This is a genomic window from Pirellulales bacterium (assembly GCA_035533075.1).
Classification (GTDB): Bacteria; Planctomycetota; Planctomycetia; order Pirellulales; family JAICIG01; genus DASSFG01.
On sequence record DATLUO010000249.1, the window covers coordinates 1 to 22,128 of the forward strand.

22 protein-coding genes are annotated in these 22,128 nt (G+C 63.6%); 8 read left to right on the forward strand and 14 right to left on the reverse strand.

Annotation, left to right across the window (positions count from 1 at the left end; genetic code table 11):
- On the reverse strand, nucleotides 1-607 hold a 607-nt coding region (locus VNH11_31020), incomplete at its 3' end, for a hypothetical protein (GenBank protein HVA50816.1).
- 379 nt (nucleotides 608-986) lie between these two features.
- Between VNH11_31020 and VNH11_31025 the strand changes: the two genes are divergently transcribed.
- The 3 genes from VNH11_31025 (at nucleotide 987) to VNH11_31035 (ending at nucleotide 3,540) form a co-directional block, all read left to right on the forward strand.
- Nucleotides 987-1,694, forward strand: coding sequence for a YceI family protein (locus VNH11_31025; protein HVA50817.1), 708 nt, complete (start codon nucleotides 987-989; stop codon nucleotides 1,692-1,694).
- A 59-nt stretch (nucleotides 1,695-1,753) separates the two neighbouring features.
- The gene (locus tag VNH11_31030) at nucleotides 1,754-2,596 is read left to right on the forward strand and encodes a class I SAM-dependent methyltransferase (GenBank protein ID HVA50818.1); all 843 of its coding nucleotides are present in this window, start codon (nucleotides 1,754-1,756) and stop codon (nucleotides 2,594-2,596) included.
- Between the two features lie 161 nt (nucleotides 2,597-2,757).
- Nucleotides 2,758-3,540: an NnrU family protein gene (locus VNH11_31035; GenBank protein ID HVA50819.1), complete on the forward strand. Its 783-nt coding sequence runs from the start codon at nucleotides 2,758-2,760 to the stop codon at nucleotides 3,538-3,540.
- Nucleotides 3,541-3,546: 6 nt separating this feature from the next.
- Here VNH11_31035 and VNH11_31040 read toward each other — a convergent pair whose 3' ends face one another.
- On the reverse strand, nucleotides 3,547-3,744 hold the full coding sequence (locus tag VNH11_31040) for a hypothetical protein (GenBank protein ID HVA50820.1): 198 nt from the start codon (nucleotides 3,742-3,744) through the stop codon (nucleotides 3,547-3,549).
- A gap of 156 nt (nucleotides 3,745-3,900) precedes the next feature.
- Here VNH11_31040 and VNH11_31045 point away from each other — a divergent pair, with 156 nt between their 5' ends.
- Together VNH11_31045 and VNH11_31050 are read left to right on the forward strand one after the other, a co-directional pair.
- Nucleotides 3,901-5,280 carry a hypothetical protein gene (locus VNH11_31045; protein HVA50821.1) on the forward strand — a complete coding sequence of 460 codons (1,380 nt, stop codon included), beginning with the start codon at nucleotides 3,901-3,903 and terminating at the stop codon, nucleotides 5,278-5,280.
- Between the two features lie 239 nt (nucleotides 5,281-5,519).
- Nucleotides 5,520-6,101, forward strand: a complete 582-nt coding sequence (locus VNH11_31050) for a protein-S-isoprenylcysteine O-methyltransferase (GenBank protein HVA50822.1) — start codon at nucleotides 5,520-5,522, stop codon at nucleotides 6,099-6,101.
- A 368-nt stretch (nucleotides 6,102-6,469) separates the two neighbouring features.
- Here the strand turns inward: VNH11_31050 and VNH11_31055 are convergent, their stop codons facing one another.
- Nucleotides 6,470-6,649: a hypothetical protein gene (locus tag VNH11_31055; protein HVA50823.1), complete on the reverse strand. Its 180-nt coding sequence runs from the start codon at nucleotides 6,647-6,649 to the stop codon at nucleotides 6,470-6,472.
- Nucleotides 6,650-6,863: 214 nt separating this feature from the next.
- Between VNH11_31055 and VNH11_31060 the strand changes: the two genes are divergently transcribed.
- Nucleotides 6,864-8,213, forward strand: a complete 1,350-nt coding sequence (locus VNH11_31060) for an MBL fold metallo-hydrolase (GenBank protein ID HVA50824.1) — start codon at nucleotides 6,864-6,866, stop codon at nucleotides 8,211-8,213.
- Between the two features lie 15 nt (nucleotides 8,214-8,228).
- Here VNH11_31060 and VNH11_31065 read toward each other — a convergent pair whose 3' ends face one another.
- From VNH11_31065 to VNH11_31075, 3 genes are all read right to left on the reverse strand, one after another.
- Nucleotides 8,229-10,355, reverse strand: coding sequence for a hypothetical protein (locus VNH11_31065; protein HVA50825.1), 2,127 nt, complete (start codon nucleotides 10,353-10,355; stop codon nucleotides 8,229-8,231).
- 130 nt (nucleotides 10,356-10,485) lie between these two features.
- The gene (locus tag VNH11_31070) at nucleotides 10,486-10,665 is read right to left on the reverse strand and encodes a hypothetical protein (protein HVA50826.1); all 180 of its coding nucleotides are present in this window, start codon (nucleotides 10,663-10,665) and stop codon (nucleotides 10,486-10,488) included.
- 148 nt (nucleotides 10,666-10,813) lie between these two features.
- Nucleotides 10,814-12,655 (reverse strand): cytochrome c3 family protein, encoded by a 1,842-nt coding sequence (locus tag VNH11_31075; protein HVA50827.1) that lies wholly within the window; start codon nucleotides 12,653-12,655, stop codon nucleotides 10,814-10,816.
- A 314-nt stretch (nucleotides 12,656-12,969) separates the two neighbouring features.
- On the opposite strand from VNH11_31075, the gene VNH11_31080 reads away from it, so the two are divergent.
- Nucleotides 12,970-13,281, forward strand: coding sequence for a hypothetical protein (locus VNH11_31080; protein ID HVA50828.1), 312 nt, complete (start codon nucleotides 12,970-12,972; stop codon nucleotides 13,279-13,281).
- Nucleotides 13,282-13,290: 9 nt separating this feature from the next.
- On the opposite strand, the gene yidD is transcribed toward VNH11_31080, so the two are convergent.
- From yidD to VNH11_31120, 8 genes are all read right to left on the reverse strand, one after another.
- Entirely contained in the window at nucleotides 13,291-13,530 is a 240-nt protein-coding gene (gene yidD, locus VNH11_31085) for a membrane protein insertion efficiency factor YidD (GenBank protein HVA50829.1), read from the reverse strand.
- Nucleotides 13,527-13,910: a ribonuclease P protein component gene (gene rnpA, locus VNH11_31090; GenBank protein HVA50830.1), complete on the reverse strand. Its 384-nt coding sequence runs from the start codon at nucleotides 13,908-13,910 to the stop codon at nucleotides 13,527-13,529. The genes yidD and rnpA overlap by 4 nt, the downstream gene beginning before the upstream one ends.
- Entirely contained in the window at nucleotides 13,897-14,163 is a 267-nt protein-coding gene (locus tag VNH11_31095; GenBank protein HVA50831.1) for a hypothetical protein, read from the reverse strand. The genes rnpA and VNH11_31095 overlap by 14 nt, the downstream gene beginning before the upstream one ends.
- Nucleotides 14,164-14,177: 14 nt before the next feature.
- Complete coding sequence (locus VNH11_31100) at nucleotides 14,178-15,122, reverse strand: DnaJ C-terminal domain-containing protein (protein HVA50832.1); 945 nt, start codon at nucleotides 15,120-15,122, stop codon at nucleotides 14,178-14,180.
- 26 nt (nucleotides 15,123-15,148) lie between these two features.
- A complete protein-coding gene (locus VNH11_31105) occupies nucleotides 15,149-16,690 on the reverse strand; it encodes an Hsp70 family protein (protein HVA50833.1) in 1,542 nt (513 codons plus the stop codon).
- 153 nt (nucleotides 16,691-16,843) lie between these two features.
- Nucleotides 16,844-19,024 (reverse strand): Hsp70 family protein, encoded by a 2,181-nt coding sequence (locus VNH11_31110; protein HVA50834.1) that lies wholly within the window; start codon nucleotides 19,022-19,024, stop codon nucleotides 16,844-16,846.
- 12 nt (nucleotides 19,025-19,036) lie between these two features.
- On the reverse strand, nucleotides 19,037-19,867 hold the full coding sequence (locus VNH11_31115) for a leucine-rich repeat domain-containing protein (protein HVA50835.1): 831 nt from the start codon (nucleotides 19,865-19,867) through the stop codon (nucleotides 19,037-19,039).
- A 141-nt stretch (nucleotides 19,868-20,008) separates the two neighbouring features.
- Nucleotides 20,009-21,067 carry a D-cysteine desulfhydrase family protein gene (locus tag VNH11_31120; GenBank protein HVA50836.1) on the reverse strand — a complete coding sequence of 353 codons (1,059 nt, stop codon included), beginning with the start codon at nucleotides 21,065-21,067 and terminating at the stop codon, nucleotides 20,009-20,011.
- An 87-nt stretch (nucleotides 21,068-21,154) separates the two neighbouring features.
- Here VNH11_31120 and VNH11_31125 point away from each other — a divergent pair, with 87 nt between their 5' ends.
- Nucleotides 21,155-21,790 (forward strand): hypothetical protein, encoded by a 636-nt coding sequence (locus VNH11_31125; GenBank protein HVA50837.1) that lies wholly within the window; start codon nucleotides 21,155-21,157, stop codon nucleotides 21,788-21,790.
- Nucleotides 21,791-22,128 lie beyond the last annotated feature (338 nt).

Sequence of the window (22,128 nt, forward strand, 5' to 3'; positions counted from 1 at the left end):
TCAGCCAGCTCTGGACGTCGGCCACCATTTGCGAGGTGGAACTGAACGTGGAGGTCGTTCCGTCCGCCCCGAAAACCGCCGTGCCGCTCACCGTGGAGGAGAAATCGCCGCCAGGGGTCTTCCACATCTGGTTGGGATAAAAGGTGTTCGTCCAGGTCGCGTCATTGGTGGTGGTCGGAGCAAACGGCGGCATGAAATACTGCGGCACCCCCGTGCCTTGGCCCCAGTTCTGAGATACGTCATGCAGGCCTACGGTAGGGGTTACGGTGGTGGTGGAGTTGGTCAACTCCATCGTCACGGTGAGCGACACGCTATTGATCGTCGAGCCCGCGGGAATGCTGCCGGCAACGTTGAAGTCGACGAGGCCTCGCATGGGGGTCAATGAAAAGTGCTCGAGACCCACAAAAATGTACTGGGATGCGCCTCCGCTGTACTGGGGGTACTGGTACTCGATCAGCGAATTGTCCTTGGCCGGAGTGAGTGACACAGCCGTCAAGAGTTCGCGCCGCTCCAACAACTCGACGCCCAGTCTTCGGCGGTAGGTATCACCCCGGCGTGAGCGTTTTATCTGCTTGCTGCGTAAAGACTTGAGTAGATCGAAATTCATGAGTTGCCTTGCTCTGCGGTCGACGGAAACCTGTGCGTTGTTCGCAGGGTTAGACGCAATTCTCATTAAGGCCACGTCCGCCAACGATGGCAAGAAAAAAGTGACCGGAACGGGAGACGACTCGGGCAGCGACGGATGACGGAACGGAATATTCCGCATAAAACACGCTGATGCGGCTACCCAAACCGCTTTTCGCCTCGGCCCTTTGCCGGCAGTTGGTCCATGAGGAGATGCGCACCCCTATCAGTAATAACGGAGTGCGGGCGACAAAGCGCGCCTATTCGCAAAACGTCCGACACTGAGCTTTACGCCGAGTTGAAGCGAGGCTAGCATTCGCGGCACCGGGACGTCACCAATCGCGAAATCGCGGGAGGAACGAATGTTAGTGAAGTCAAAATGCCGCGTCGTGTCGTTTGCCGCCTTGTCTCTGCTGGCCGGTTGGCTGCTCTGCCCTTCTTTGTCGTGCGCGGAAGACGGCCAAACGCCGAACCAAGGCGAGATCGCGCTCAAGGCAAGCCGAGTTTACGTCTTTGTCGGAAAAGTCGGCCTGGGCCATGAACATGCCGTCGTGGGGCGTATGAAATCGGGATTCATCAATCTGGGTGCGAAGAGCAAGGCCGGCGAAATCGTGTTTGATATGCCGAGCTTTGCCGCCGATACCGCGGAAGCCCGAAAGTATCTCAGCCTGGAGGGGACGACGGCCGCCGCGCGGCAGAAGGAAGTGACCGACAACATGCTGGGCGGCGACGTGCTGGACGTTCGCAAGCATCCCACGGCGTCGTTTGCGATCGCGTCGGCGTTGCCGTTGGGCAAACGCTCGCAGGAAGGCCATGCCTTGTATCGTCTCGAAGGAGAGTTTACCTTGCACGGTGTCAAGCGGCCTTTGAAACTCGATGCCGAGCTGGTCGAAGAAGAGGGACGGACGCGCGTCCGCGGCTCGTTCGCGGTCAAGCAGACCGATTTCGGCATCAAGCCCTTTTCCAAGGCGTTCGGGGCGGTCGGGGTCACCGACGAGTTGAAGATCTACGGCGAGATCGTGCTTGAGGGGAGGAGCGTGGCGGAACGCCGCGGACCCAAGCGCCAATAAGTGCGATCGTGCCTTTGACACAGAAGCCCGGCAGCGCCCGGCCTGGAGACGCAAAGAACATGATCCACTGTCCCGCCGTCCGCAAAGACGGCATCCGCTGGCACTATGACCTGTCGACGCTGTTCTACCGGCTGCTCTGGGGGCGGCACATCCATCATGGACTGTGGGACGGCTCCGAGTCGCCCGCCGTGGCCCAGCAGAAGCTCACCGAGACGCTGGCCGCGGCCGCCGGCATTCAGGGAGCCGAGCGCGTGCTCGACGTCGGCTGCGGCATGGGCGGTTCGTCGATCTTCCTGGCCAAACGGCACCACTGCCGAGTGAGCGGCGTAACGCTCAGTCCCTTGCAGCGGATTTGGGCGTCGTCCGCGGCGCAGATGCAAGGGGTGGCCCGGCAGACGGATTTTCGCTGTGTCGATGCCGAGCAGGCGGTGATCCTTCCCGGATCATTCGACGTCGTGTGGAGCATCGAATGTACGGAGCACTTGTTCGACAAGCCGAAGTTTTTCCAGCGGGCGGGCGAGTGGCTGCGGCCCGGCGGGCGTGTGGCCATCTGCGCCTGGCTGGCCGGCAACCCGCTTGACGGCGAAGAACAGCGGAAACTGGTGTACGACGTTTGCGAGGGTTTTTTCTGCCCGTCGCTGGGCACGCAGGAAAACTACGAGCAGTGGATGCGCGACGCGGGGCTGGTCGTCGAGCGGTCTGAGCTTTGGACCGAGCGCGTGATGCGGACCTGGGAGATTTGTGCCCAGCGAGTGCGATGGACGGGCGTGGGGCTGCTGGGCCGGCTCATCCACCGCGACACCGACATGTTTTTGCGGCGGTTCCAGACGATTCTGGCCGCCTACCACAGCGGCGCCATGCAATACGGCTGCTTCGTCGCGCGTAAACCGGAAGTTGCGTAGGGTGGGAGCGAGCGAGCTTGCGAGCGCCGGCCCACCGATTTGAGGCGTCAGGTTTCAGGCGTCAGGCATCAGGGCACATTACCTGACGCCTGACGCCTGATGCCTGATACCTGATTCTTTGCGGCAGGCGGGACGGCCGCGCAACGAAGGAGTGTGCAAGGATGCGCCGAGCCTGCGGAATCGCCTTTGGAATTGCCACGCACGCGCTGTTCTTTTATACGCTTTATCGCGTGTTCTTGTTTCTCTTCGCCGATCGGGCGCCGTCGCCGCCGGGACCGCTGTGGTACGATTTTGTGCTCGCGGGCCAATTTGGCGCGATCCACAGCTTCCTCTTGCACCCCACGACCCGGCGACGCCTCTCGCCCTGGATTCCCCCGCCGTTTTACGGCTGCTTTTTTTCGGCGGCCACCTGCCTGACGCTATTGATCATGTTCGCGGGCTGGCGATCGGCCGGGCCGACCCTCTGGCGGCTGACAGGCTTTTCCCGGCTGGTTGTGGAAGCGGCCTATGTCGGATCGTGGCTGATGCTGTTCTATAGCCTCTGCGTTTCGGGCCTGGGCTATCAGACCGGCTTCACGCCGTGGTGGCAGTGGGTCCGAGGCCGCGAACTGCCGCGTCGCCCGTTCGGCCCGCGCAACATCTATATGGTGTTGCGGCATCCGGTCTATCTGAGCTTCATGGCGACGGTCTGGTTCAACCCCGTGATGACGCTCGACCGGCTGCTGCTGGCGGTCGTTTGGACGTGTTACATCTTCGTGGGAAGCTGGCTCAAAGACGAGCGCCTGATTCACTACCTGGGCGACACTTACCGCGCCTACCAGGAGAAAGTGCCCGGCTATCCTTTCATGCCGTTCGGCCCATTGGCCCGCCGCAAACGGCACGAGGAGCCAAGCACAGTTCTATTGCCGCAGGCCGGTGCGCTTGCGGATCGCAAGGCGGCCTAGCCGTGACTACGATCCTCCGCCCTCACCGCCCGTCATGCCGCCTTCCCCGCCCGCCAGGCTCGCGGCCATGCCCTGTTGTGAAATGCTCAGCATGTCCTGAATCACTTGCGACGCCGCGGTGTTCGCCGACTGCAAGGCCGACGCGGCCGGGCTCGAAGGAGCGCTGACGCTGGAAACCGACGAAGATCCAATGGGGGACAACATCTTTCATCTCCTATCGTTGACCCGGAAGCCAAATCGTCTGCGGTCGCCGCGCAGAAGAACCGTCAGCAGAATTATCGACGTGCCTGGCTTGCATGCGCCATTCATACTTGGCGATTCGCAAAACTTTGCCGGTTGGGATAACCGTGTGAGACGCCCGTGAGCTTTTTCACTCTACGCAAATTACCGGGCCAGTGCTGGCCTCAACTGCCTGATGCGTGCCTGAGCCAAGTATGGGCGGCCTACCGCGCACTCGACGCCACTCAATGGCTCGCCGCCGCTGAGCTTGAGCACCGGCAGCTCAGCCAGTTGAACGAGCTCGTCGATCATTGCCGGGAGCACGTGCCTTTCTACCGTGACTTGCTGGCGACTCACGGCATCGACGGTAAAGCGATTCAATCGATGAGCGACCTGCGCCGCATTCCGCTCTTGTCGCGCAGCACCTGGCAACAGCACTTCGACCGCTTTTGCGCCGAGCAACTGCCGCCAGGAACGGTGCCGTTCGACGAAGACCTGACTTCGGGCACCAGCGGCGTGCCCGTGCGCGTGCTCAAGACCAACGTCTTTTACGTGTGGTGGCTGGCTTTTTATCTGCGCGACCTGGAGTGGAGCGATCTGCGGCCGAGCGGCACCATGGCGTCGATCCGCAGCACGCTGAAGACCGGCGTCGATCTCGAACATCTGTTGCAGGGGCAGCGGATGCGTTGCTGGAACCCCGTTTTGGAGCCGCTGCTGGAGACCGGCCAACTGTTCGGCATGGACCTCCGCCAGGATCCAAAGCGGCAAATCGAATGGCTGATGGAGATCAACCCCGACTACTTACTGAGCCACACTTCCAATCTCGAGCTGTTGGCCAATCTGCTGCTGGAAGAACCGCGCACGTTTCCCAAGCTGGCCGCCATCCAGGCGATTTCGGAAACGCTCACCGACGAAGCTCGAAGGAAGATCGAGACCGCGTTTCAGTCGCCGGTGCGAAACCTGTATAGTTGCGCGGAGGCGGGCTATTTGGCGTCGCCCTGCCCCGCGGGCCACGGTTTTCACGTGCATGCCGAGAACGTCATCATGGAGATCCTCGACGACGGCGGCCAGCCCTGCCGGCCGGGCGAAACGGGCCGAGTCGTGTTGACGGTGTTGCACAACTTCCGCACGCCGTTCATCCGCTACGACATCGGCGATTTCGCCGCGCTCGCCGCGCAATCGTGCCCCTGCGGCCGCGGCCTGCCGCTGCTGACGCGCGTGGAAGGCAAGGCCCGGCCCCATTTCAAGCTGCCCGGCGGACGGTGGAAACATTCGTCGGAATTGGTCCACGTCGTCACGGCCGTCGGCGCGCACCACCAGCACCAGGTCGTGCAACGCACTCTCGATCAGGTGATCGTCCGCATCGTGCCGGGCCGCGAATGGACCTCGGAGCATGGTCGACGTCTCGTCGAGGCCGTGCGCGGCTTTTTTGAGTCGTCGATCGACGTGCGGTTGGAGGTCAGAGAGCGATTGGAGTTATCGCCCTCCGGCAAACTGCGCAGCATGGTGTGCGAGGCGTAACGGCCGTCGGCATTCATTTCGGGAACGTAATGCCCACAACATGTATCCGTCGAACTTCCTCGATAAATCCAAGCGCCGCCCAGGCAAGAGGCCGATACAGAGGATGGGATTGAATCCGCGATGCTGTAACTCTCGGTCCGCAAAGGAGAAGCGTTCCAGCGACGTTATGTTCAGGTAACGCTGAATTTGCGGCGGCACGAGCAGACGCCGCATGAATCTCGAAAGGAGGCTTTGCCGTGATGAACCCCTTATATGCAAGGGCGGTTATTTTTCTTGCAAGCGTCCTGATGATTGTGATCCGGGCGCCCCACGGACAGCGAAGTCGATCGCTGCCCGTTTTCAAGAGCCGCAAGGGCAGGCTGGAACGCGTGCTGCTGGGCATCAACTACGTGGCCTACTTTTTCCCACTCCTGTGGATCGCCACGCCGGTGTTCTGGTTTGCCGACTATCCGCTTCGCCCTCTCTCATTTTGCGCGGGCGGCTGTTGTCTTTTGGCCGGGCTGTGGCTCTTCCACCGATCGCACGCGGACCTCGGCGACAACTTTTCAGTTTCTCTGGAAGTGCGCGAAAAGCACCAACTGGTCACGCACGGTGTTTATCGCCGCGTTCGCCACCCGATGTATCTGGCGTTTTTCATCTACCTGTCGGGCCAAGCGCTGGTCATTCCGAACTGGCTGGCCGGCCCTAGCGAAGTCATTGTCATGCTGCTGCTTTTTGCGCTCCGCGTGGAGCGCGAGGAACGGATGATGCTGGAAGCCTTCGGCCACGACTACCGCGCCTACATGGCGTCGACCAAGCGTCTGCTGCCCAGCGTGTGGTGAATCAGCGGCGCTCGCCCTTTTGCCAAGGAAAACGCAACAAGGGCTTGCCGAAGCGAACTTCAAGGCCGGCGGTGAGTGCCACGTAAACCGGATTTCCGGTAGGCCGTCTGGGAATCGGCCGAGCGGACGACGCGCAAGGCAGCATAAGCGTGTGGTGCGCGGCACGTGCCTGGTGCGTAAGGCGGGGCCAGCGAGCTTGCCAGCGCTGGCCCACCGTTCAAGAGGCGTCAGGTTTCAGGCGTGAGGCATCAGGCGCGGTTCTCCGACCGCGGCTGACACCTGAAGCCTGACGCCTGCGAGTGGTCGGCCGGCGCTCGTCCCGGCGCGTTGGGGCCGGCCCCACCTAACGGCGCTCGCGCAGAGATCGCTTAGGATCCGTCGTGGTCGCCGTCGGAATCGAGCGCGGCACTGGCCGCCTGACCCTGCGACGAAATCTTGAGCGAATCCTGGATCGCCTGCGACGAAGCGGCCTGGAGCGCCGCCGTTTGCGGACTGGACTGGGTGGCGGCCGGCGAAATCGAGGGTGTGCTTGTAATCGATTGCAGCATGTTGGTCTCCCGCGGTTGCGTTAAAGGAAACAGATCACCCCCGGCGACGATCTGCCAGTTTTCTCATCGGCCGCGCCAGCGAACAGCGGCACTTTTTTTGAAACTGGCCTGGGTTTGACGATGTTGAGGCTTGTTCCGGATGGATGAGGCGAACAAGAAGCGTAAACCTTGCCACTTCACCCGCGGGCCGGCCGGTCGCTACAATGCGCGGCGAATGAAGGTGCGAGTTTTGAAATCGGCGTCGGTCCTGATCGAGGCCAACGGCGTCAAGATCCTTACCGACCCGTGGTTGGTGGACGGCGAATACTACGGCTCATGGGCGCACTACCCGCCATTTCAATTCGACACGGCGGTATTCGCCGACGTCGATTTCATTTATCTGAGCCACATCCATCCCGATCATCTCAGCCGCAAGACGCTGGATTTGCTGCCTCGAAGCATTCCGGTGATTATTCACGCGTACGCCACTTCTTTTCTGCGGGCCAACATCGAAGGGCTTGGCTTCCGGGCCGTCGAGCTGCCGCATGGCCGACGCACCCATTTGAAGAACGGCGTCCACATCAACATCTTTGCCGCCGACAACTGCGACCCCGCCCTCTGCGGCCGGTTTTTCGGCTGCGCGCGGTTCGAAAAGAACTTCGGCTCGACGCAGATCGACTCCTTGTCGGTCATCGATGACGGCAGGCACGTCGTGGTGAACGTCAACGATTGCCCATTTGAACTGGCAAGAGAGAGCATGGCCGCAGTCAAACAACAATATGCCGACGTCGATCTGCTGCTGACCGGCTATTCAGGAGCAGGGCCTTATCCCCAATGCTTTCCTCAGTTGTCGTCGGCCGAGCGCGATCGGGCGGCCGCAGCGAAAAAGTCGCAGTTTCTCGAGCAGGCGCAGAGTTTCATCGTCGCGACGCGGCCTCGTTTTTACATACCGTTCGCCGGCACCTACACGCTTGCCGGTAAGTTGGCGAGGCTCAATTCGTGCCGGGGAGTGCCGGAGTTGGAAGAGGCCCGCGACTTTTTCGAGCGCGTGGATGCCCCCATCGACCGCGACCGCTCACAGTGTGTCGCTCTTGCCTGCGGCGGACATATCGATCTGGCGGCGGGTGAATTCGACTCCGCTCATCTGCCGGCGGACCTGGCTGCCAAGGCACGGTACGTTGCCGAAGTCCTCGCGCCTCGACCGCTCGATTACGAGTTGTGCGATCCACCCGATATCGATCCATTGCTGGCGATGGTTCCCAGGGCCTACGAGCGCATGGAACGCAAACGCCGCCAGCTTGGTTTCAGCAGCCAGACTCGACTGTTCGTGTGCCTCGGCGACGGCGTGAGCGCGCGGCTCTCGTTTTCCGGAGAAGGGTTTGGGTTCGTAGCCGAGGACGAGGCACGAACCCATGACTCCTATGTGTTGTTCCGCGCCGACCCACGCCTGCTGCTCTGGCTACTCAAAGGACCCGAGTTTGCGCACTGGGACAACGCCGAAATCGGCTCCCATATCGAATTCAAACGGCAGCCGAATCGTTTCGAGCGCGGCCTCTACCACGTGATGTGCTTTTTCCACGTCTGACGCGTTGTGCCGCGATCACCACCATTCTCGTCCGGAATAACCGCCACTTGCGTTGTCAACGACCGATGGCGTCGCGCTACCGCCCCACCAGGCATCTTCCGACCGCTGCTCGGCATAGGCGCCATAGAAGCCGTAGTTGCCGGCCGACGCGAAGGGCGTCACCACGTAAACCCACTGCGAGTAGGCGTACGAGACGTTGTTGAACGCCTCGACCAAGAAATAGGAGACGGAACCGGAACTCAGGCCCGTGACGGTGACGCTGGTTGTCGAACCGTTGACCGTGCCCAGGAACTCGATGTTGTAGCCATTTGACCAATAGATGTTGTAACCCGTCGCTTGCGATTCCGCGTTCCAACTCAGCTCGACGCTGTTGGACGAGACCGGCGTGGCGGTGACCAGCGGGGCCGTGACCGACGCGGGCACGACGGGTGCCGGCAGCGTCACACTCACCACCGACGAATCCGCGGTCGACGTGGCGTTATAGGCCGCCACCATGAACGAGTCGGTCGAGCCGGCCGCAAGGCCGGTCACCTGCACGGCGCTGGTCGTGGAGCTGACGGATCCCAAATACTGGTCTTGGCCGCTGCTGTTCACCAGATAGACCTGATAACCCTGGGCACCGTTCACCAGGTTCCAATTCAGTTCGGCCGCCGTCGATGAGACGGCGCTGACCGTCAAAGTGGGGGCCGACAAGACGGGAGCGGGCGTCGGCATCGTCACGCTCACGACAGACGAATCGGCAACCGATGTCGAATTGTACGCCTCCACCACGAACGATTCCGTCGCGCCTGGCGTTTGTCCGCCAACGTCCACCGAAGTCGCCGAGGAACTGACGGAATTCACAAGCATGTTTTGGCCGTTGACGACCTGATAGATGTTATAGCCTTGGGCGCCGCTGACCGCGTTCCAGGAAAGTTGGGCGACCGTCGACGACACCGCGGTGGCGGTCACATTCGGGGCTGTCAAGCCTGAACTAGGCGGCGGCGGTGTGGTGCCGGCCAGTCCGTCGACGATCAGATTGGCGATGGGGCTGCCCAGGCCGGTAACGAGATCGTAGCCCGCGCCGGCCGGGTTGCCATTGCTGCCGCTGGTAATGTCGTGGAAGTCCGTCGAAGGGAGGCTGTAGAGATCGGCCTGGGCATTGGCGAGCGTGCCGGCCGAGCCACGCGCCTGGTCGGCAATGGCGATCAGCGCCGACCATTGCGGCGCCCCGGCGCTGGTGCCGCCGACCGTGAACCAATCGAGTCTCGCATAGGAATCATAGACGGAGAAACCCGTGCTGGGATTGGCGTCGTAGGCCACGTCGGGCGACGTGCGGGTGCCGTACGACTGGACCGATGTTTGGTACGCCGGCTCGGCCTCGTATTGGCTCACGCCGCCGCCGCTGTCGCTCCACGCGCTTTCGCTGCCGTAGCTTCCGTTGCTGTTCAGATTGAGCGTCGTGCCGCCCACGGCCAACACGTTGGGCGACAGCGAAGGCCACACTCCCGGCGCGCCCGAATCGCCCGACGAAGCCACGAACGTGATGCCGATGTGGCCGGTAGGCGTAGTGAAGTGGCTGTCGTACGACATTTCCGACGAGAACTCGTTAGAACCCCAGCTCATGGAAACGACGCTCACATTCGGCAGGTTGCGTGCCACGTCGACCGCCGAAAGCAGGTTGCCGAGGCTGGCCGACGGTGCTTCGACGAGCACGATGTTGGCCTGCGGCGCCATGGCGTGGGCCCACTCGACGTCGAGCGAGATCTCCTCCGACCAGCCGCTGTTGCCCTGCGGCCTTCGACCGCCCACAAACTGCTCGGTGAAGCTGGGTGGAGCGGCCAGCCCGAACTTCTGGTCGAACGTCGCCAGGTCCTGTTGGATGCTCGGATCGTCGTAGGCGTCGACGATGGCGATCGTCTCGCCGGCGCCGCTGCCGGCTTCATTGAAGCCGTAGGCCTGGCTCACCTGCTGCGGCGTCAGGCCGGTTGGATTATTCGAAGCAGCCGCGCTATGACGCATCATTTCGGGCTGCATAATGATCGACGTGGCCGCGGAAGCCGACAACAACGACCGGACTTCCAGTGCTTCGAAACTCCGCAATTTGTTCCGCCGGCGGGCATGGGCAGACCGTTTGAACGTGGTCCTTCTCGAACCGAACATGCGTCTATTCTCCGTGTGCTTTCTCAGAGCCAAAACGTCTGCCGTCCGTTGAGCGGCCGGCACCACCCGGTATTTTTAGATTTATGAACCGATCGCCGAAAAGTCAAGCAATTTGTTTGTGCGGTCAGAATCAGCATGCTTTTCGCTCGCACTCGACAAAACAGTTCTCGCGGGCCAGCACAAAGACGTCGGTCGCCAGATCGACGCACCGCCACCAACCCCAAGCGCCGGCGGCGGCAATGACTTTGACTCGCCTGAGCTCGTCGTCCATTCGAATGCGCCAGATGTCGCCCTTGTGAAGCGCCGGCATGACAACCTCCTTTGTTTGAAGTCCCCCATCTATCTTCTATAAACGGAGTTGCCCCTGTCAGGCGCGCAACCGCACTCGGCAGGCATCCGCCGACTAAAAGGAATAGCTGGTCTTGGACGCGGCTGGTATTAGGTGTTTTGGGTCGATGCTACGGCGCGACCGTGAGCGCCGACATCCGCTTGAGCACGTCGGCGTGTCGGCGGCTGGCCTCCAGGTTGCCGAGACGCTCATAGGCTTCGCTGAGCCAGCGTCGCGCATGCTTGTCGGAAGGATCGAGCTTGACGGCCATTTCGCCGTCGGCCGTGGCCTCTGGCCAGCGGCCGAACTGCGAGAGCATGATCGCGCGGCGCAGGTAATCGCCCGATCTCCAGGGATTGAGCTCGATCAACCGGTCGGAATAATCGAGGCCCGCCTGAAAATCCCCCATCGTTTGGCAGACACTGGCCAGGACATCGAGCATGGTTTCATCGTCAGGCCGCAGCTCCAGGGCCCGCTGCCAGGTATCGCGCGCCAAGGCGTGATTGAGCCGCACTTCCTCCGTCCCCGCCAACGCCGAGAGCGCCCTGAAATCGTCGGGGGCAATGTCCACGATCATCTGCAGCGTTTGTTGCAGCTCGTCAGCCATCGCGGCGCTGGCATAGCCCGCTTCCTCGATCTGGGTGGCCTTGGCCAGCGCCTTTGCCCGCTCCAATTCCCAGGCCGGCATCGACGTGTGCTCTTCGTCGAACACGACGAGCGTTTCCCGTTCCGAAGGCGGGTGAAGATCGCGGTCATCCGTTTCCTGCAGGCGCAGAATTCGATGATCGGTTTGCGAGGCGTGGGCCACGTCGTGGGCGCTCAGGCGGGGCATGTGACAGTAGGCGCACGAATCGTTGGCCGGGGCGGCGGCCTGCTGCTCCGCCGGCAGCGAGCAGCCTTGGTCGGCATGGCACTCCAGGCAGCGCTGGCGGAAGTAGGCCGAGGCTTCACCGGCCGCGGGAACCGAGTGCGGATCGTGGCAGGAAGTACACCCCAGCCGGCCCTCGCTCTTCTTGAAGCACGTACTGTCGCGCATTTGCTGGACGTGGCTCACCGCCTTGGTCTTGCCGTCGCTGCGCACGCCGGTGCCCTCGACCAGCGTGGTCCACACGTCGTCCAGCCGGTCGCCCGGCCGAAAGTCGTCGAACGTCCGGCCATAGCGCGCAAAACGCATCTTGCCGATCAGATGGCACTGATAGCAGACCGCCTCGCGCCGGTCGTGATCCAAGCGGGCCGGATTCACGATCGGATCGTCCGACTGGGCCAGGCCGGGCGTCTCGTGCAGCGCGATGTGCCTTTCGCCCGGACCGTGGCAGCGCTCGCAGCCGATCGCCGCTTCGATCAGCACCGGCTCGACAAAACAGTTGTCGCGGTCGGGGTCCAAGTTGGGCCTCCCGGCATGGCAGATCACGCAGTGGTCTAAAATCCGCCGGCCGAACCGCGGATGTCGGCGCGAATAGCCGGGCGAGAGGTCCCACTTCTTGTCGCTCGCGTACCAGGAAATGGGCGATTGGAAGAGAATGCCTCCCCGGTCGATGGCGTACGACTTGCCGAGCGTGCCTGAACCGATAAAGAAGCTGATCTTCGCGGCCTCGTCGTAGAGCAGCTCACCGTCGTTGTCCAGCAGCAGCTCGTGGTGGTAGATGCCGTCGTCTTCCTTGGCCACGCGATAAATCCGGCCGTCGGGGGATTTGAATTCCGTGTTGACAAAGTCTTCGAGGTCGTCGCTGCCCGGCGTCGCTCCGGCCGAACGGTACATGGGGTGCGCCGCATAGCTCTCGGCGATCGAGGCGTGACACTTGGCGCAGGCCTGGCTGCCGACATAGCCTTGCGGCGCGGGCGCCGGTTTGACGGCCTTGCCCGTGATGAGCCTGCGGACGGGCGGGGCCTCGCTGACGGGATTCTGCACCCTCGGCCGACGCTGCCACCAGGCGCTGGCAACCATCAGCGCTAAGAGGACCGGAATGGCCATCAACAGGGGCCACGCTGAGCCCGGACCGGCTTTTTCCGATGATACCATTTTGCTGTTTCCCAAACCTGCCGGCCCAGCGAGTCCCCGTGCGAAGCGCGCCAACTCCTGAGCGGCTTTGACCCACTTTTGGCGCCGCGGTTCCGGTTCGTCGACCGAAAACCGGCTCGCCGGCCGCTTGCTCTACCTCATGCTATTGTAACCCATCGGTCCCCTTGGAGCGAAGTGCCTGCGGCCCCGGATTTGCTGTAGGGTGGGACCAGCGACCTTCGGTCTCTCCCATCCTACGCGCGTCTTAGCCAACCCAGGACACACAAATGAAAACCTCCTCCATCATTACCGCTGGTTCAATCTTGCTCCTGCTTATTTCGGGCTGCCAGCAAACGGGCGCTCCTTCTCAGGAGGTCGGCCACGGTTCGGGCAGCGGGCAAAGTGCCACCCAGAAAGCGCCTGATGTGCAGCCCCCTAGCGAAGCGGCGGACGTAAACGACAAACAGGCGACCGCGGATGAGCCTGACGACCCAGGCATGACGACCGAGCGCGACAAGACACGGCGGCAAGAGAAGCCTTCCGGCGACGAAAGCTCCCAGGCCGCTCCCAACGAGGGCGATGCCGAGCCGCCGCAGTGACGTGCTGCCTCAAGGCGGATCGTATCCGCCGGGATGAAACGGATGGCAGCGGCAGATGCGGACGATTCCCCGCCAGGCCCCGCGCAGCGCCCCATATTTCCGCACCGCGCCGATAAAATAATTGCTGCAGGTCGGCGTGAAGCGGCATTGCTGGCCGATCAGCGGACTGAGCGTCCATTGGTAGAGCCGCGCCAAGGCAATCAGCGCTCGACCCGGCAGTTCAGTCAGAAAGTAGAGCAGGCGGTTCATGCTTTGTCACGCCCCAGTTTCTTCGCGGCGCGGCGGGCCAACTGGACCAACGACTCCATGATAACCGGTAATTCCGCCGTGTTGCCGGCTCTCGGCACGACGACCACGTCGATTCCCTGGGGCAGTTCCTCCCGCCGCAGTCGAAACGCTTCTCTCAGCAATCGCTTCCAACGATTTCGCACCACGGCATTGCCCACTTTCCGCGAAACCGAAAGACCAAGCCGCGAGTGTCCCAAGTTGTTCTCGCAGGTGTGGACAATCAGCAGCGTGTCGGAAGCGACGCGGCGGCGACGGTAAACGCGTTGAAAATCAGCGCCCGAGCGCAGCCGATACTTTGCCCGAAATCGCCGGTCGAACCGGGGCGTCTCAGGCGTCGTCATCGTTGCCGTCCGCCCCTTGGTCGGGCAGTTGTTCGTCGAGCGGCCGCTGATACCACGACTCGTCGGCCGGCTTGCTGGCATCCGTCCGGTGCCGGGCAAGCCTTTTCACAGCGCGGCCGCCTAGCACCACCATGATCGCCATGCCGATTCCCAACACCACGATGCCCAGCAACGCGAGCAGCAGTTTCGTCCAGAGGAGCGGCGGCAGGGCGGTCGCGGCGTCGGCAAACAATCTGCCATTTGCAATTCGCAATTTGCAATTCCTTCTTACCAGCGGACATCGCGGCGCGGACTCATGGGCCAGCGGGCGTCGATTTCGCGGATGTTAGCCAGGGCCGATTCGTCAAGATCGGGCGGGATCATGATCTGCACTTCGGCAAACAGGTCGCCCGGCGGCCGGCCCGCCACGGCCACGCCGTGCCCCTTGATGCGGAGCTTGCGGCCGCTGGAGCTGCCCGGCGGCACGCGCAACGAGACGGTCCCTTGCGGCGTCGGCACGTCGACTTTGGCCCCCTCGGCGGCCTCGCGCAGCGTGAGCGGCAGCCGGACGTAAAGGTGGTCGCCGCGCCGCGTGAAATACGGATGCGATGCCACACGGACCGTCACGAACAAATTTCCCCGCGGACCGCCGTTGAGACCCGGGTCTCCGCGGCCCCGCAGGCGCAGCTTCTTGCCGTCTTCGATGCCGGCCGGGATTTTGACCGTCAGCGTCTCCGTCTCGCCGCTTTCGTGCTGCAAGGTGAGCTGCGTCTCGCCGCCGCTCACCGCCAGGTTGAAAGGAATCTCGACTTGGGCCGTCACATCGGCCCCGGCCAGGCCGCCGGCGGCGCGACCGCGCCGTGGCCCTCCGCCGCGGCGCCGCATCTGGCTGAAGATGTCGCCAAAGCCGCCGGGCGCCTCGCCTCCAAAGAACTGGGCAAAGTCGAAACCTTCGGGCCCCGCGTTGGACGACCAGGTGCCGCCAGCCCGCGGACCGCCGCCTTGCGCCGCCTGCTCGAAGGCGCTGCCGTAGCGGTCGTACAACTCGCGCTTCTTGGGATCTTTCAGCACGTCGTAGGCGGCCTGGATCTCCTGGAACTTCTTCTTGGCGTTCTTGTCGTCGGGGTTGACGTCGGGGTGAAATTTGCGCGCCAGCTTCGCGTAGGCCTTATCGATTTCGGCCTGCGAAGCGCCGCGGTTGATGTCCAGCGATTTGTAGTAGTCTTCTGCCATCTCACCTAGCATAGCAGACCGCGGCCCTAGGCGCCGACGATCCGCTTTCGCCATTCGTCGAGCTGCTCGCGGCCGAGGCTGTTGTCGCGATTGATCTCTTGCTGCGCCTTGCGGCCGGTGCCGGCCACACCCACTTGCACCGACAAGCGGCCGTCGGCCCCATAACGGAACTCGACGTCGATCGGCGAACGGGCCGGCAAGCCGCGCGGCAAGTCGCGAATCACGCACGTGCCCAGCGGCGTGCAGGCTTCGGGCGACGGGCTTTCACCCTCGACAATCTGCACCAGAATCGATCCCTGGTTGTCTTTCGACGTCTTGAACGCGCGGTGCGCCTTCACCGGCAACGTCGTGTTGCGGGGAATCAGCACCGCCGTGCGCTTGCGCTTGGTCGTCGGGTCGGTGCCCACCACGCCCAGGCTGTGCGAGTTTACGTTGCGCACCTTGAAGGCCGGCGGTTGGCCCTGACTCCTGGCCAGAATCAACCCGGCCTGCAAAGCGGCCCCCTGGGCCACCGCCTCGTCGGGCGAAACCGAAGCGTCGGGTTCTTTGCCCGAAATCTGACGCAGCATGTCGACCACCATCGGCATCCGCGACGAGCCGCCGACCAGCAACACGCGGTCGATGGCGCCCCAGTCGAGATCGGCCGCCCGCAGCACCTGCCGCACGGTGAACTGCGTGCGGTCGAGCAGGTCGCGGGTGATTTCCTGAAAGTGTTCGCGGGTCACTTCCACGCGCAGCGACTCGCCGCGGAAATGGCAGGTGACCGAGGCTTTCTTGCGGGCCGAGAGGGCCCGCTTGGCGTCTTCGCACTCCCGCCACAGCCCGCCGGCCGTGCTCGGATCGGTGCGCGGGTCGAACCGCGGATCGTGGCGATGCGCCTTCAAAAACTCCTCGGCCACAAAGTCGAGCAGCCGCTGGTCCCAGTCGCGGCCGCCGAGCTGCACGTCGCCGTCGGTGGCCAAGGCCGTAAACTCGGTGCCTTTGATCTCCATCAACGTCACGTCGAACGTGCCGCCGCCCAAATCATACACCAGCACCTTCTGCGGCGCGTGGGCCTCGCCTTGGGCGTTCAAAAAACCTTGCTGGAACCCGAAGGCCACCGCGGCGGCCGTCGGTTCGTTGATGATGTCGAGCACGTCGAGGCCGGCCATGTAGCCCGCGTCTTGCGTTCCTTTGCGGCGCACCTCATCGAAATAGGCCGGCACGGTAACGACCGCCTTGTCGAACGGCCCGATCTGCCGCGCGGAATCGTCGCGCAGCTTTTTGAGGATGTAGGCCAGCAAGACTTCGGGTGGGTACTTCTTGTTATCGACCGCGCGGCGATACTCACGCGAGCCCATGTCGCGCTTGGCGCAATCGGCCACGCGCTCGGCTTCGGTGGCCATGGCCTTGACCGCCTCTTTGCCCACGACGACGTCGTCCCCGTCGAACAGCACCACGCTGGGCGTGGTCAGGTCGCCTTCGGCATTGGGCACGGTGACCGGCCGCCCGGTGTCGTCCAGCCGCGCCACGGCGGAGAACGTGGTGCCCAGGTCGATGCCAACGGCGGGTCCGAGAGGAGAGGTCATGCGAGCGAGTTATCGACAGTAGGGTGGGACCAGCGAGCTTGCGAGCGCCGGCCCACCGTAATCGACGTCGCCAACGGTGGGCCGGCGCTCGCAAGCTCGCTGGTCCCACCCTACGTTCGTTGCCAAACCAAAAACAAAAATCATCGTTTGCACCTAGTGGCTAGCTTCGGGTGCCGCGGGGGCTTCCACTTTCCAGGGAAACAGGCCCGGAGGCAAGCCGAGAAAGTTTCCACTCGGGTTGAGCCAGCACAGTATATAGTAGCCAAGCACCAGACCGATGACGGCCGACAATCCGAAACCGACCACGCTCACCATGCCGCTGGTGCTCTTGCGTGGCTGGATTCTCGGCGTCGAAGTCGCCGGCGGCGATGGGGCCGCCAGCGGCGCCGCGGCCGGAGCCGCCATGGGCTGCGGATTCAGCGGACGCGGCGAGACGGGCTGCGACCACGCTGCCGGCCGGGCCGCTTCACCCGCCGCCGGTGCCGCGGTCGGCAAACCGGCCAGAAGCGGCCGCGACATGCTCGACGGCGCCGGTGCGCTGAGCGGCACGGGCCGCGCCGCACCCGCGGGCGCCATCGGCGCGGGAGACGATGGCACAATCGTCGGACTCGAAATCCCGCTCGGGTTCATCGGAATCGGCATGGTCGCGGCTGGGGGCAACGGAGCCGGGTCCACGGGCACGCTGGCACACTTCGCCTCAGCCGACGCGCCCAGATGATCGACATTCGCCGCCGGCGCGAACCCCGGCGTGTTCTTGGCCAACTTCAATTCGTCGGCGATGATGTCGGCGAAAACGTCCATGCCGCCGGCGGTGCTGACGGCTTGCTTCCATCTCGCTATCCGCTCGTCTGACAGGGCGCCTTCGCGTTCGAGCTGCAGCTTCACCTCGCGATTGGTGCCCGGCACCGTCGCCGACACTTTCAGACGTCCGTTCGTTTCGTACTCGTAGGTGATCTCCACGGGCCAGCCCGCCGGCAGGCCCGGCGGCAGGTCGCGCAGCGAGGTGCGGCCGATCGACGCGCAGTCGCTGGGCGCTGAGCTTTCGCCCTCCAGCACCTGCACCACGATCGAGCGCTGGTTCTCCATTTTCGTGACGAACCGTTCTTTCACCTTGGCGGGCAGCGGCGTGTTGCGCGGAATCACAATCACGTTCCGCTTCCGCTGCGTCTTCGAATCGATGCCTTCGATGCCCAGACTGTGCGAATTGATGTTGGTGACGGTGAAGGCCGGGGCCTTGGCGCTGTCGGGCTGCGTGGCCAGCAAATAGCCGGCGTAGATCGCGGCCCCGCGGGCCACGGCTTCGTCCGGGTGAACGCGGCGGTCGGGCTCGATGCCCGAAAGTTGCGAGAGCATGCGGCCGACCATCGGCATGCGCGTGGCGCCGCCGACCAGCAGCAGGCGCTGGATGTCTTTCCACTCCAGACCGGCGGCGCCGAGCACCTGGCGGGTGGTGTACGACGTTCGCTCCAGCAGATCGGCGGTGATCTGCTCGAACAACTCGCGCGTGACTTTGACCGTCGTGGAGCTGCCCGCATGATCGACGCGGATGGTGGCGTTTTGTCGGGCACTCAAGGTGCGTTTCGCTTCTTCGACTTCGGTCAGCAGCCGCTGCAAGCTGGCCGGGTTGGTGCGCGGGTCTTCGCGATGTTCTTTGACGAAGGCTTCGGCGGCGTGATCGGCCAGGCGCATGTCCCAATCTCGGCCGCCCAGCCGCACGTCGCCGTCGGTGGCCAGGGTGCGGAGGTCGCCGGGCCGCATGTCGAGAACGGTCACGTCGAACGTGCCGCCGCCCAGGTCATACACGAGCACCTTGAGCGGCTCGCGCACTTCGCCGCTGATCGTGAGATAGCCCAGTTCTTCGCCAAAGGCCAAGGCCGCCGCGGTCGGCTCGTTGACCACATCGAGCACGGGCAAGGCGGCCATGCTGCCGGCGTCGGCCGTGGCTTTGCGGCGCGGCTCGTCGAAGAACGCCGGCACGGTGATCACCGCCCGGAAATCGGGCCCCAGCGTCCGCAGGATGTCGGCCTTGAGTTTCTTCAGCACCCAGGCCTGCACCACTTCGGGCGGCATATATTCGCCGCAGATGGCCCGCGAATAGACCGGGCTGCCCATATCGCGCTTGACACACTCGGCGAACCGCGTCGGCTTGAGCGGGCCGACTTTTTTCGCCTCTTTGCCGACGACGATCTCGTCGTCTTCGAACAGCACGACGCTGGGCGTGAGAACATCGCCTTCGCTGTTGTGAATCATGGCCGTCTTGCCCGACTCTTGCAGCCAGGAGACGGCGGAGTAGGTGGTTCCCAGATCGATTCCAACGGCTCGGTTTCTCGACATGTTAGCGGTGGCTCACTGCACTCGCACGCCAAAGTTCTTCAGGGCCGCAAGCTGCTCGTTCTTGGCGGCGTCGGTCAGCGGATTGTCTGCCAGATAGAGCCGCAAGTAGGGAGCGAACCGCTTTTCGCCTTCGGCATCGGCCTTGGCCGAGGCCACCAACGGCGCCAGATCGTGAATCTTGTTCCGCTCCAGAAAGAGCATGCTCAGCCGCTTGAAGTTGCCGATTGCGGTAATGTCTTCAATCTGGTTGTCGCTGAGCTTCAACAGCGATAGGTCTTTCAGCTCCGCCAGCGGCGCCAGGTTCGTCACCTGGTTCTTCGAGAGGTCGAGCGACGAAAGCTTGGCCAGCTTGGCCAACGGCGCCAGGTCGGAGACCTTGTTGCCCGACATGTACAGCGCCGAAAGCTTGCCCAGCGCCTCCAGCGACGGCAAGGCGGCGATCTGGTTGTTCGAGAGTTCCACATATTGCAGAGCCTTGAGGTTCGCCAGCGGAGCCACGTCGGCCAGCTTGTTTTGCGACAGGTCGAGCGATTGCAAATTGGCCAGGTTCGTCAGCGGCTTGATATCGGCCACTTCGTTCTGGGCCAGATTGATCAGCGCCAGATTGGTGCATTTCTCCAGTCCGGTCAGGTCGCGAATCTGCTTGCCCTTGGCTTCTAAAATGAACACCTTCCGCAGGTCGTCGTCGGTGAGCGTGGTGCTCGGATCGCGCTTGTCGAACAGCGTGGCCCGCACGGCCGTCTCCAGGTTCTTGTCGGGGAAGATGTCGGCCAAGGCGGTCCGGGCGATGCCGAGCGTGGCATAGACGATTGCGAACAGCAATCCGATGCGGTGCCTATTCATGGTGGGTTGTCCTCTCTTCTGGATGCTAACGTAGGGTGGGACCAGCGAGCTTGCGAGCCCCGGCCCACCGACGAAGGGTTCAGGGTTCAGGGTTCTGGGTTCTCAATTAAGCCTAATAAGCGGCCCGGCCGTCGGCAAGTTTCAAGTCCGGCGTCCGGCCATCAACTCGTCGGCATAGGCGAACAATGCCGGTGTGCCGCCGGTGTGCAGGAAGACCACCGGCCGATCGGCGGGCAAACGTCCGTGCCGCACGTCGTCGATCAATGCCGCCAGTGCTTTGGACGTATAAACCGGATCGAGCAAAATACCCTCCGTCGTGGCCAACAACTCGAAGGCCGCCATCCCTTCCGGCGACGGCAAGCCATAGCCGGGGCCGATATACGCCAGCGTGGTGTCGACGTCGTCGGGTTCGACCCACGATGGCCTGGCGGCCGCATCGATCAGGCCGATCAGCTCGGCCGCCTGGTTCGCGGTCTTGGCCAGGTCGGTCGGATGGTGCCACGGCCAGCGAATCGGGGCCACGACGCGCACCGCCACATCCGAGCCGAGGAGCGCCTTGCCCAGCAGCAGCCCGGACGCCGTCGAACCGGCCGACGCCACATAGACCGCGCTCGGCGAGAGCCGATGTTCGTGACACTGCTCCATGATCTCAGCGAAGCCGAGCGCGTAGCTCAGTGCCGCCCGTGGCTTGACCACTTCGTTTTCCCAGGAGTAGACCCGCTTTCCCTGGGCGCGAAGCTCGTTTGCCCGTGCGGCCAGCCGCTCGTACAACTCCGGCCCTAACGGCAGATCGACCATCTCGACGGTGGCGCCCAGCAGATAGTCGAGCAGCAAGTTTCCCTGCACCGGGGCATCCGGGGGGCCGCCGAGCAGCAGGTGACATTCGAGGCCCAGCTTGGCGCAGGCGGCGGCGGTCTGGCGGCAGTTGTTCGATTGCACGCCGGCGCCCCAGACCAGCATCTCGGCGCCTTGCTCCAAAGCGTGGGCCAGCAGGAACTCGTTGTGCCGGGCTTTGTTGCCGCCAAAGGCCAGGCCGGTGCAGTCGTCGCGTTTGATCCACACGGTCGGGCCGCCCAGCGCGGCCGAGAATCTCGGCAACGGCTCCAGCGGCGTCGGCAAATGGGCCAACGAAACGCGTGGCACTCGGTCGATTGCACGACGGAGTTGGGTCGCGTTCAAGCTCTGGCTGGTCGCGGTCATCGCAATGTTCCTGGGCTGTACACCGGCACGATCTTTGCAACCTGTTTGTGCAAGCGGCAGGCAAATACGCTCAACAGGAGCCCGATCATGACCGAACGCACCATTCAACCAGAAGATACGCAGTTTAACCAGGGTCAGCCCAAGTCGACCAATGCCGATCCGATTACCGGCGAGCCTGGGGCGCATCCGGTGGGCGTTGGCGTCGGCGCCGCGGGCGGAGGAATCACGGGCGCCGCCATCGGAGCGGCGGCCGGCCCCGTGGGCGCGGCGGTGGGCGCGGTGGCGGGCGCGATCATCGGCGGAATGGCCGGCAAAGACATCGCCGAATCGTACGACCCGACGGCCGAAGACGCCTATTGGCGCGAACATTTCCGCACGCGTCCTTACATCGGTCCCGAAGACACCTACGAGCGCTTTGAGCCGGCCTACCGCTATGGCTGGGAGTCTCGCCAGAAACACGCCGGGCGAACGTTCGAGGAAGTCGAGCCGGAACTTCAGCAGCACTGGACGACGGCCGCACCCGACATGGGCTGGGACACGGCCCGACATGCCAGTCGCGACGCCTGGGAACGGCTGGGCGCCACCAGCATGCGGCCCCACGGCTCGGCACCGGGCACGCCGGCCCCCGACATGGTGCCCGAACTGCGGGGCGAACCCCACGCCGGCCATCCCTCGACGGCCCAGGCAAACGTTGACCGCAGCCGGCCCGCGGAACGACGGTAGTTCGTCGAGAACGCGGAGGTGACCCCACCCTTGGCCAACTGACAGATTCTGTCAGTTGATCGGGCGTTCCCCGTCCCACCGGCAAGCCAAGCGAAGATCGGCCGGCATGGCTAAAGCGCTCGCTGGCCGTTTTCCGTTTGCCGTTACCAGTAATACGCGAAACACCGGCCGCGAATTCCAAAAAAGTTCCGCCGGCCACCAGCCAGCCGTTTGCTCCGCGCCATGCGACACGCGTGTCGCCTCGGCGCGCGCCGCCGCAGACGAACGGGCCGCAGGCACTTTGGCCGCGCGCGGCCAAAGTGCCGACCGTAGCCTTTCGCTCCGCGAGAGGAAAGCCG

Bases quoted from the DNA above. Each gene is read 5' to 3' on its own strand.
- VNH11_31025 (HVA50817.1), top strand. From the start codon at position 987: ATGTTAGTGAAGTCAAAATGCCGCGTCGTGTCGTTTGCCGCCTTGTCT.
- VNH11_31030 (HVA50818.1), top strand. From the start codon at position 1,754: ATGATCCACTGTCCCGCCGTCCGCAAAGACGGCATCCGCTGGCACTAT.
- VNH11_31035 (HVA50819.1), top strand. From the start codon at position 2,758: ATGCGCCGAGCCTGCGGAATCGCCTTTGGAATTGCCACGCACGCGCTG.
- VNH11_31040 (HVA50820.1), bottom strand. From the start codon at position 3,744: ATGTTGTCCCCCATTGGATCTTCGTCGGTTTCCAGCGTCAGCGCTCCT.
- VNH11_31050 (HVA50822.1), top strand. From the start codon at position 5,520: ATGAACCCCTTATATGCAAGGGCGGTTATTTTTCTTGCAAGCGTCCTG.
- VNH11_31055 (HVA50823.1), bottom strand. From the start codon at position 6,649: ATGCTGCAATCGATTACAAGCACACCCTCGATTTCGCCGGCCGCCACC.
- VNH11_31060 (HVA50824.1), top strand. From the start codon at position 6,864: ATGAAGGTGCGAGTTTTGAAATCGGCGTCGGTCCTGATCGAGGCCAAC.
- VNH11_31065 (HVA50825.1), bottom strand. From the start codon at position 10,355: ATGTTCGGTTCGAGAAGGACCACGTTCAAACGGTCTGCCCATGCCCGC.
- VNH11_31070 (HVA50826.1), bottom strand. From the start codon at position 10,665: ATGCCGGCGCTTCACAAGGGCGACATCTGGCGCATTCGAATGGACGAC.
- VNH11_31075 (HVA50827.1), bottom strand. From the start codon at position 12,655: ATGGCCATTCCGGTCCTCTTAGCGCTGATGGTTGCCAGCGCCTGGTGG.
- VNH11_31080 (HVA50828.1), top strand. From the start codon at position 12,970: ATGAAAACCTCCTCCATCATTACCGCTGGTTCAATCTTGCTCCTGCTT.
- yidD (HVA50829.1), bottom strand. From the start codon at position 13,530: ATGAACCGCCTGCTCTACTTTCTGACTGAACTGCCGGGTCGAGCGCTG.
- rnpA (HVA50830.1), bottom strand. From the start codon at position 13,910: ATGACGACGCCTGAGACGCCCCGGTTCGACCGGCGATTTCGGGCAAAG.
- VNH11_31100 (HVA50832.1), bottom strand. From the start codon at position 15,122: ATGGCAGAAGACTACTACAAATCGCTGGACATCAACCGCGGCGCTTCG.
- VNH11_31105 (HVA50833.1), bottom strand. From the start codon at position 16,690: ATGACCTCTCCTCTCGGACCCGCCGTTGGCATCGACCTGGGCACCACG.
- VNH11_31110 (HVA50834.1), bottom strand. From the start codon at position 19,024: ATGTCGAGAAACCGAGCCGTTGGAATCGATCTGGGAACCACCTACTCC.
- VNH11_31115 (HVA50835.1), bottom strand. From the start codon at position 19,867: ATGAATAGGCACCGCATCGGATTGCTGTTCGCAATCGTCTATGCCACG.
- VNH11_31120 (HVA50836.1), bottom strand. From the start codon at position 21,067: ATGACCGCGACCAGCCAGAGCTTGAACGCGACCCAACTCCGTCGTGCA.
- VNH11_31125 (HVA50837.1), top strand. From the start codon at position 21,155: ATGACCGAACGCACCATTCAACCAGAAGATACGCAGTTTAACCAGGGT.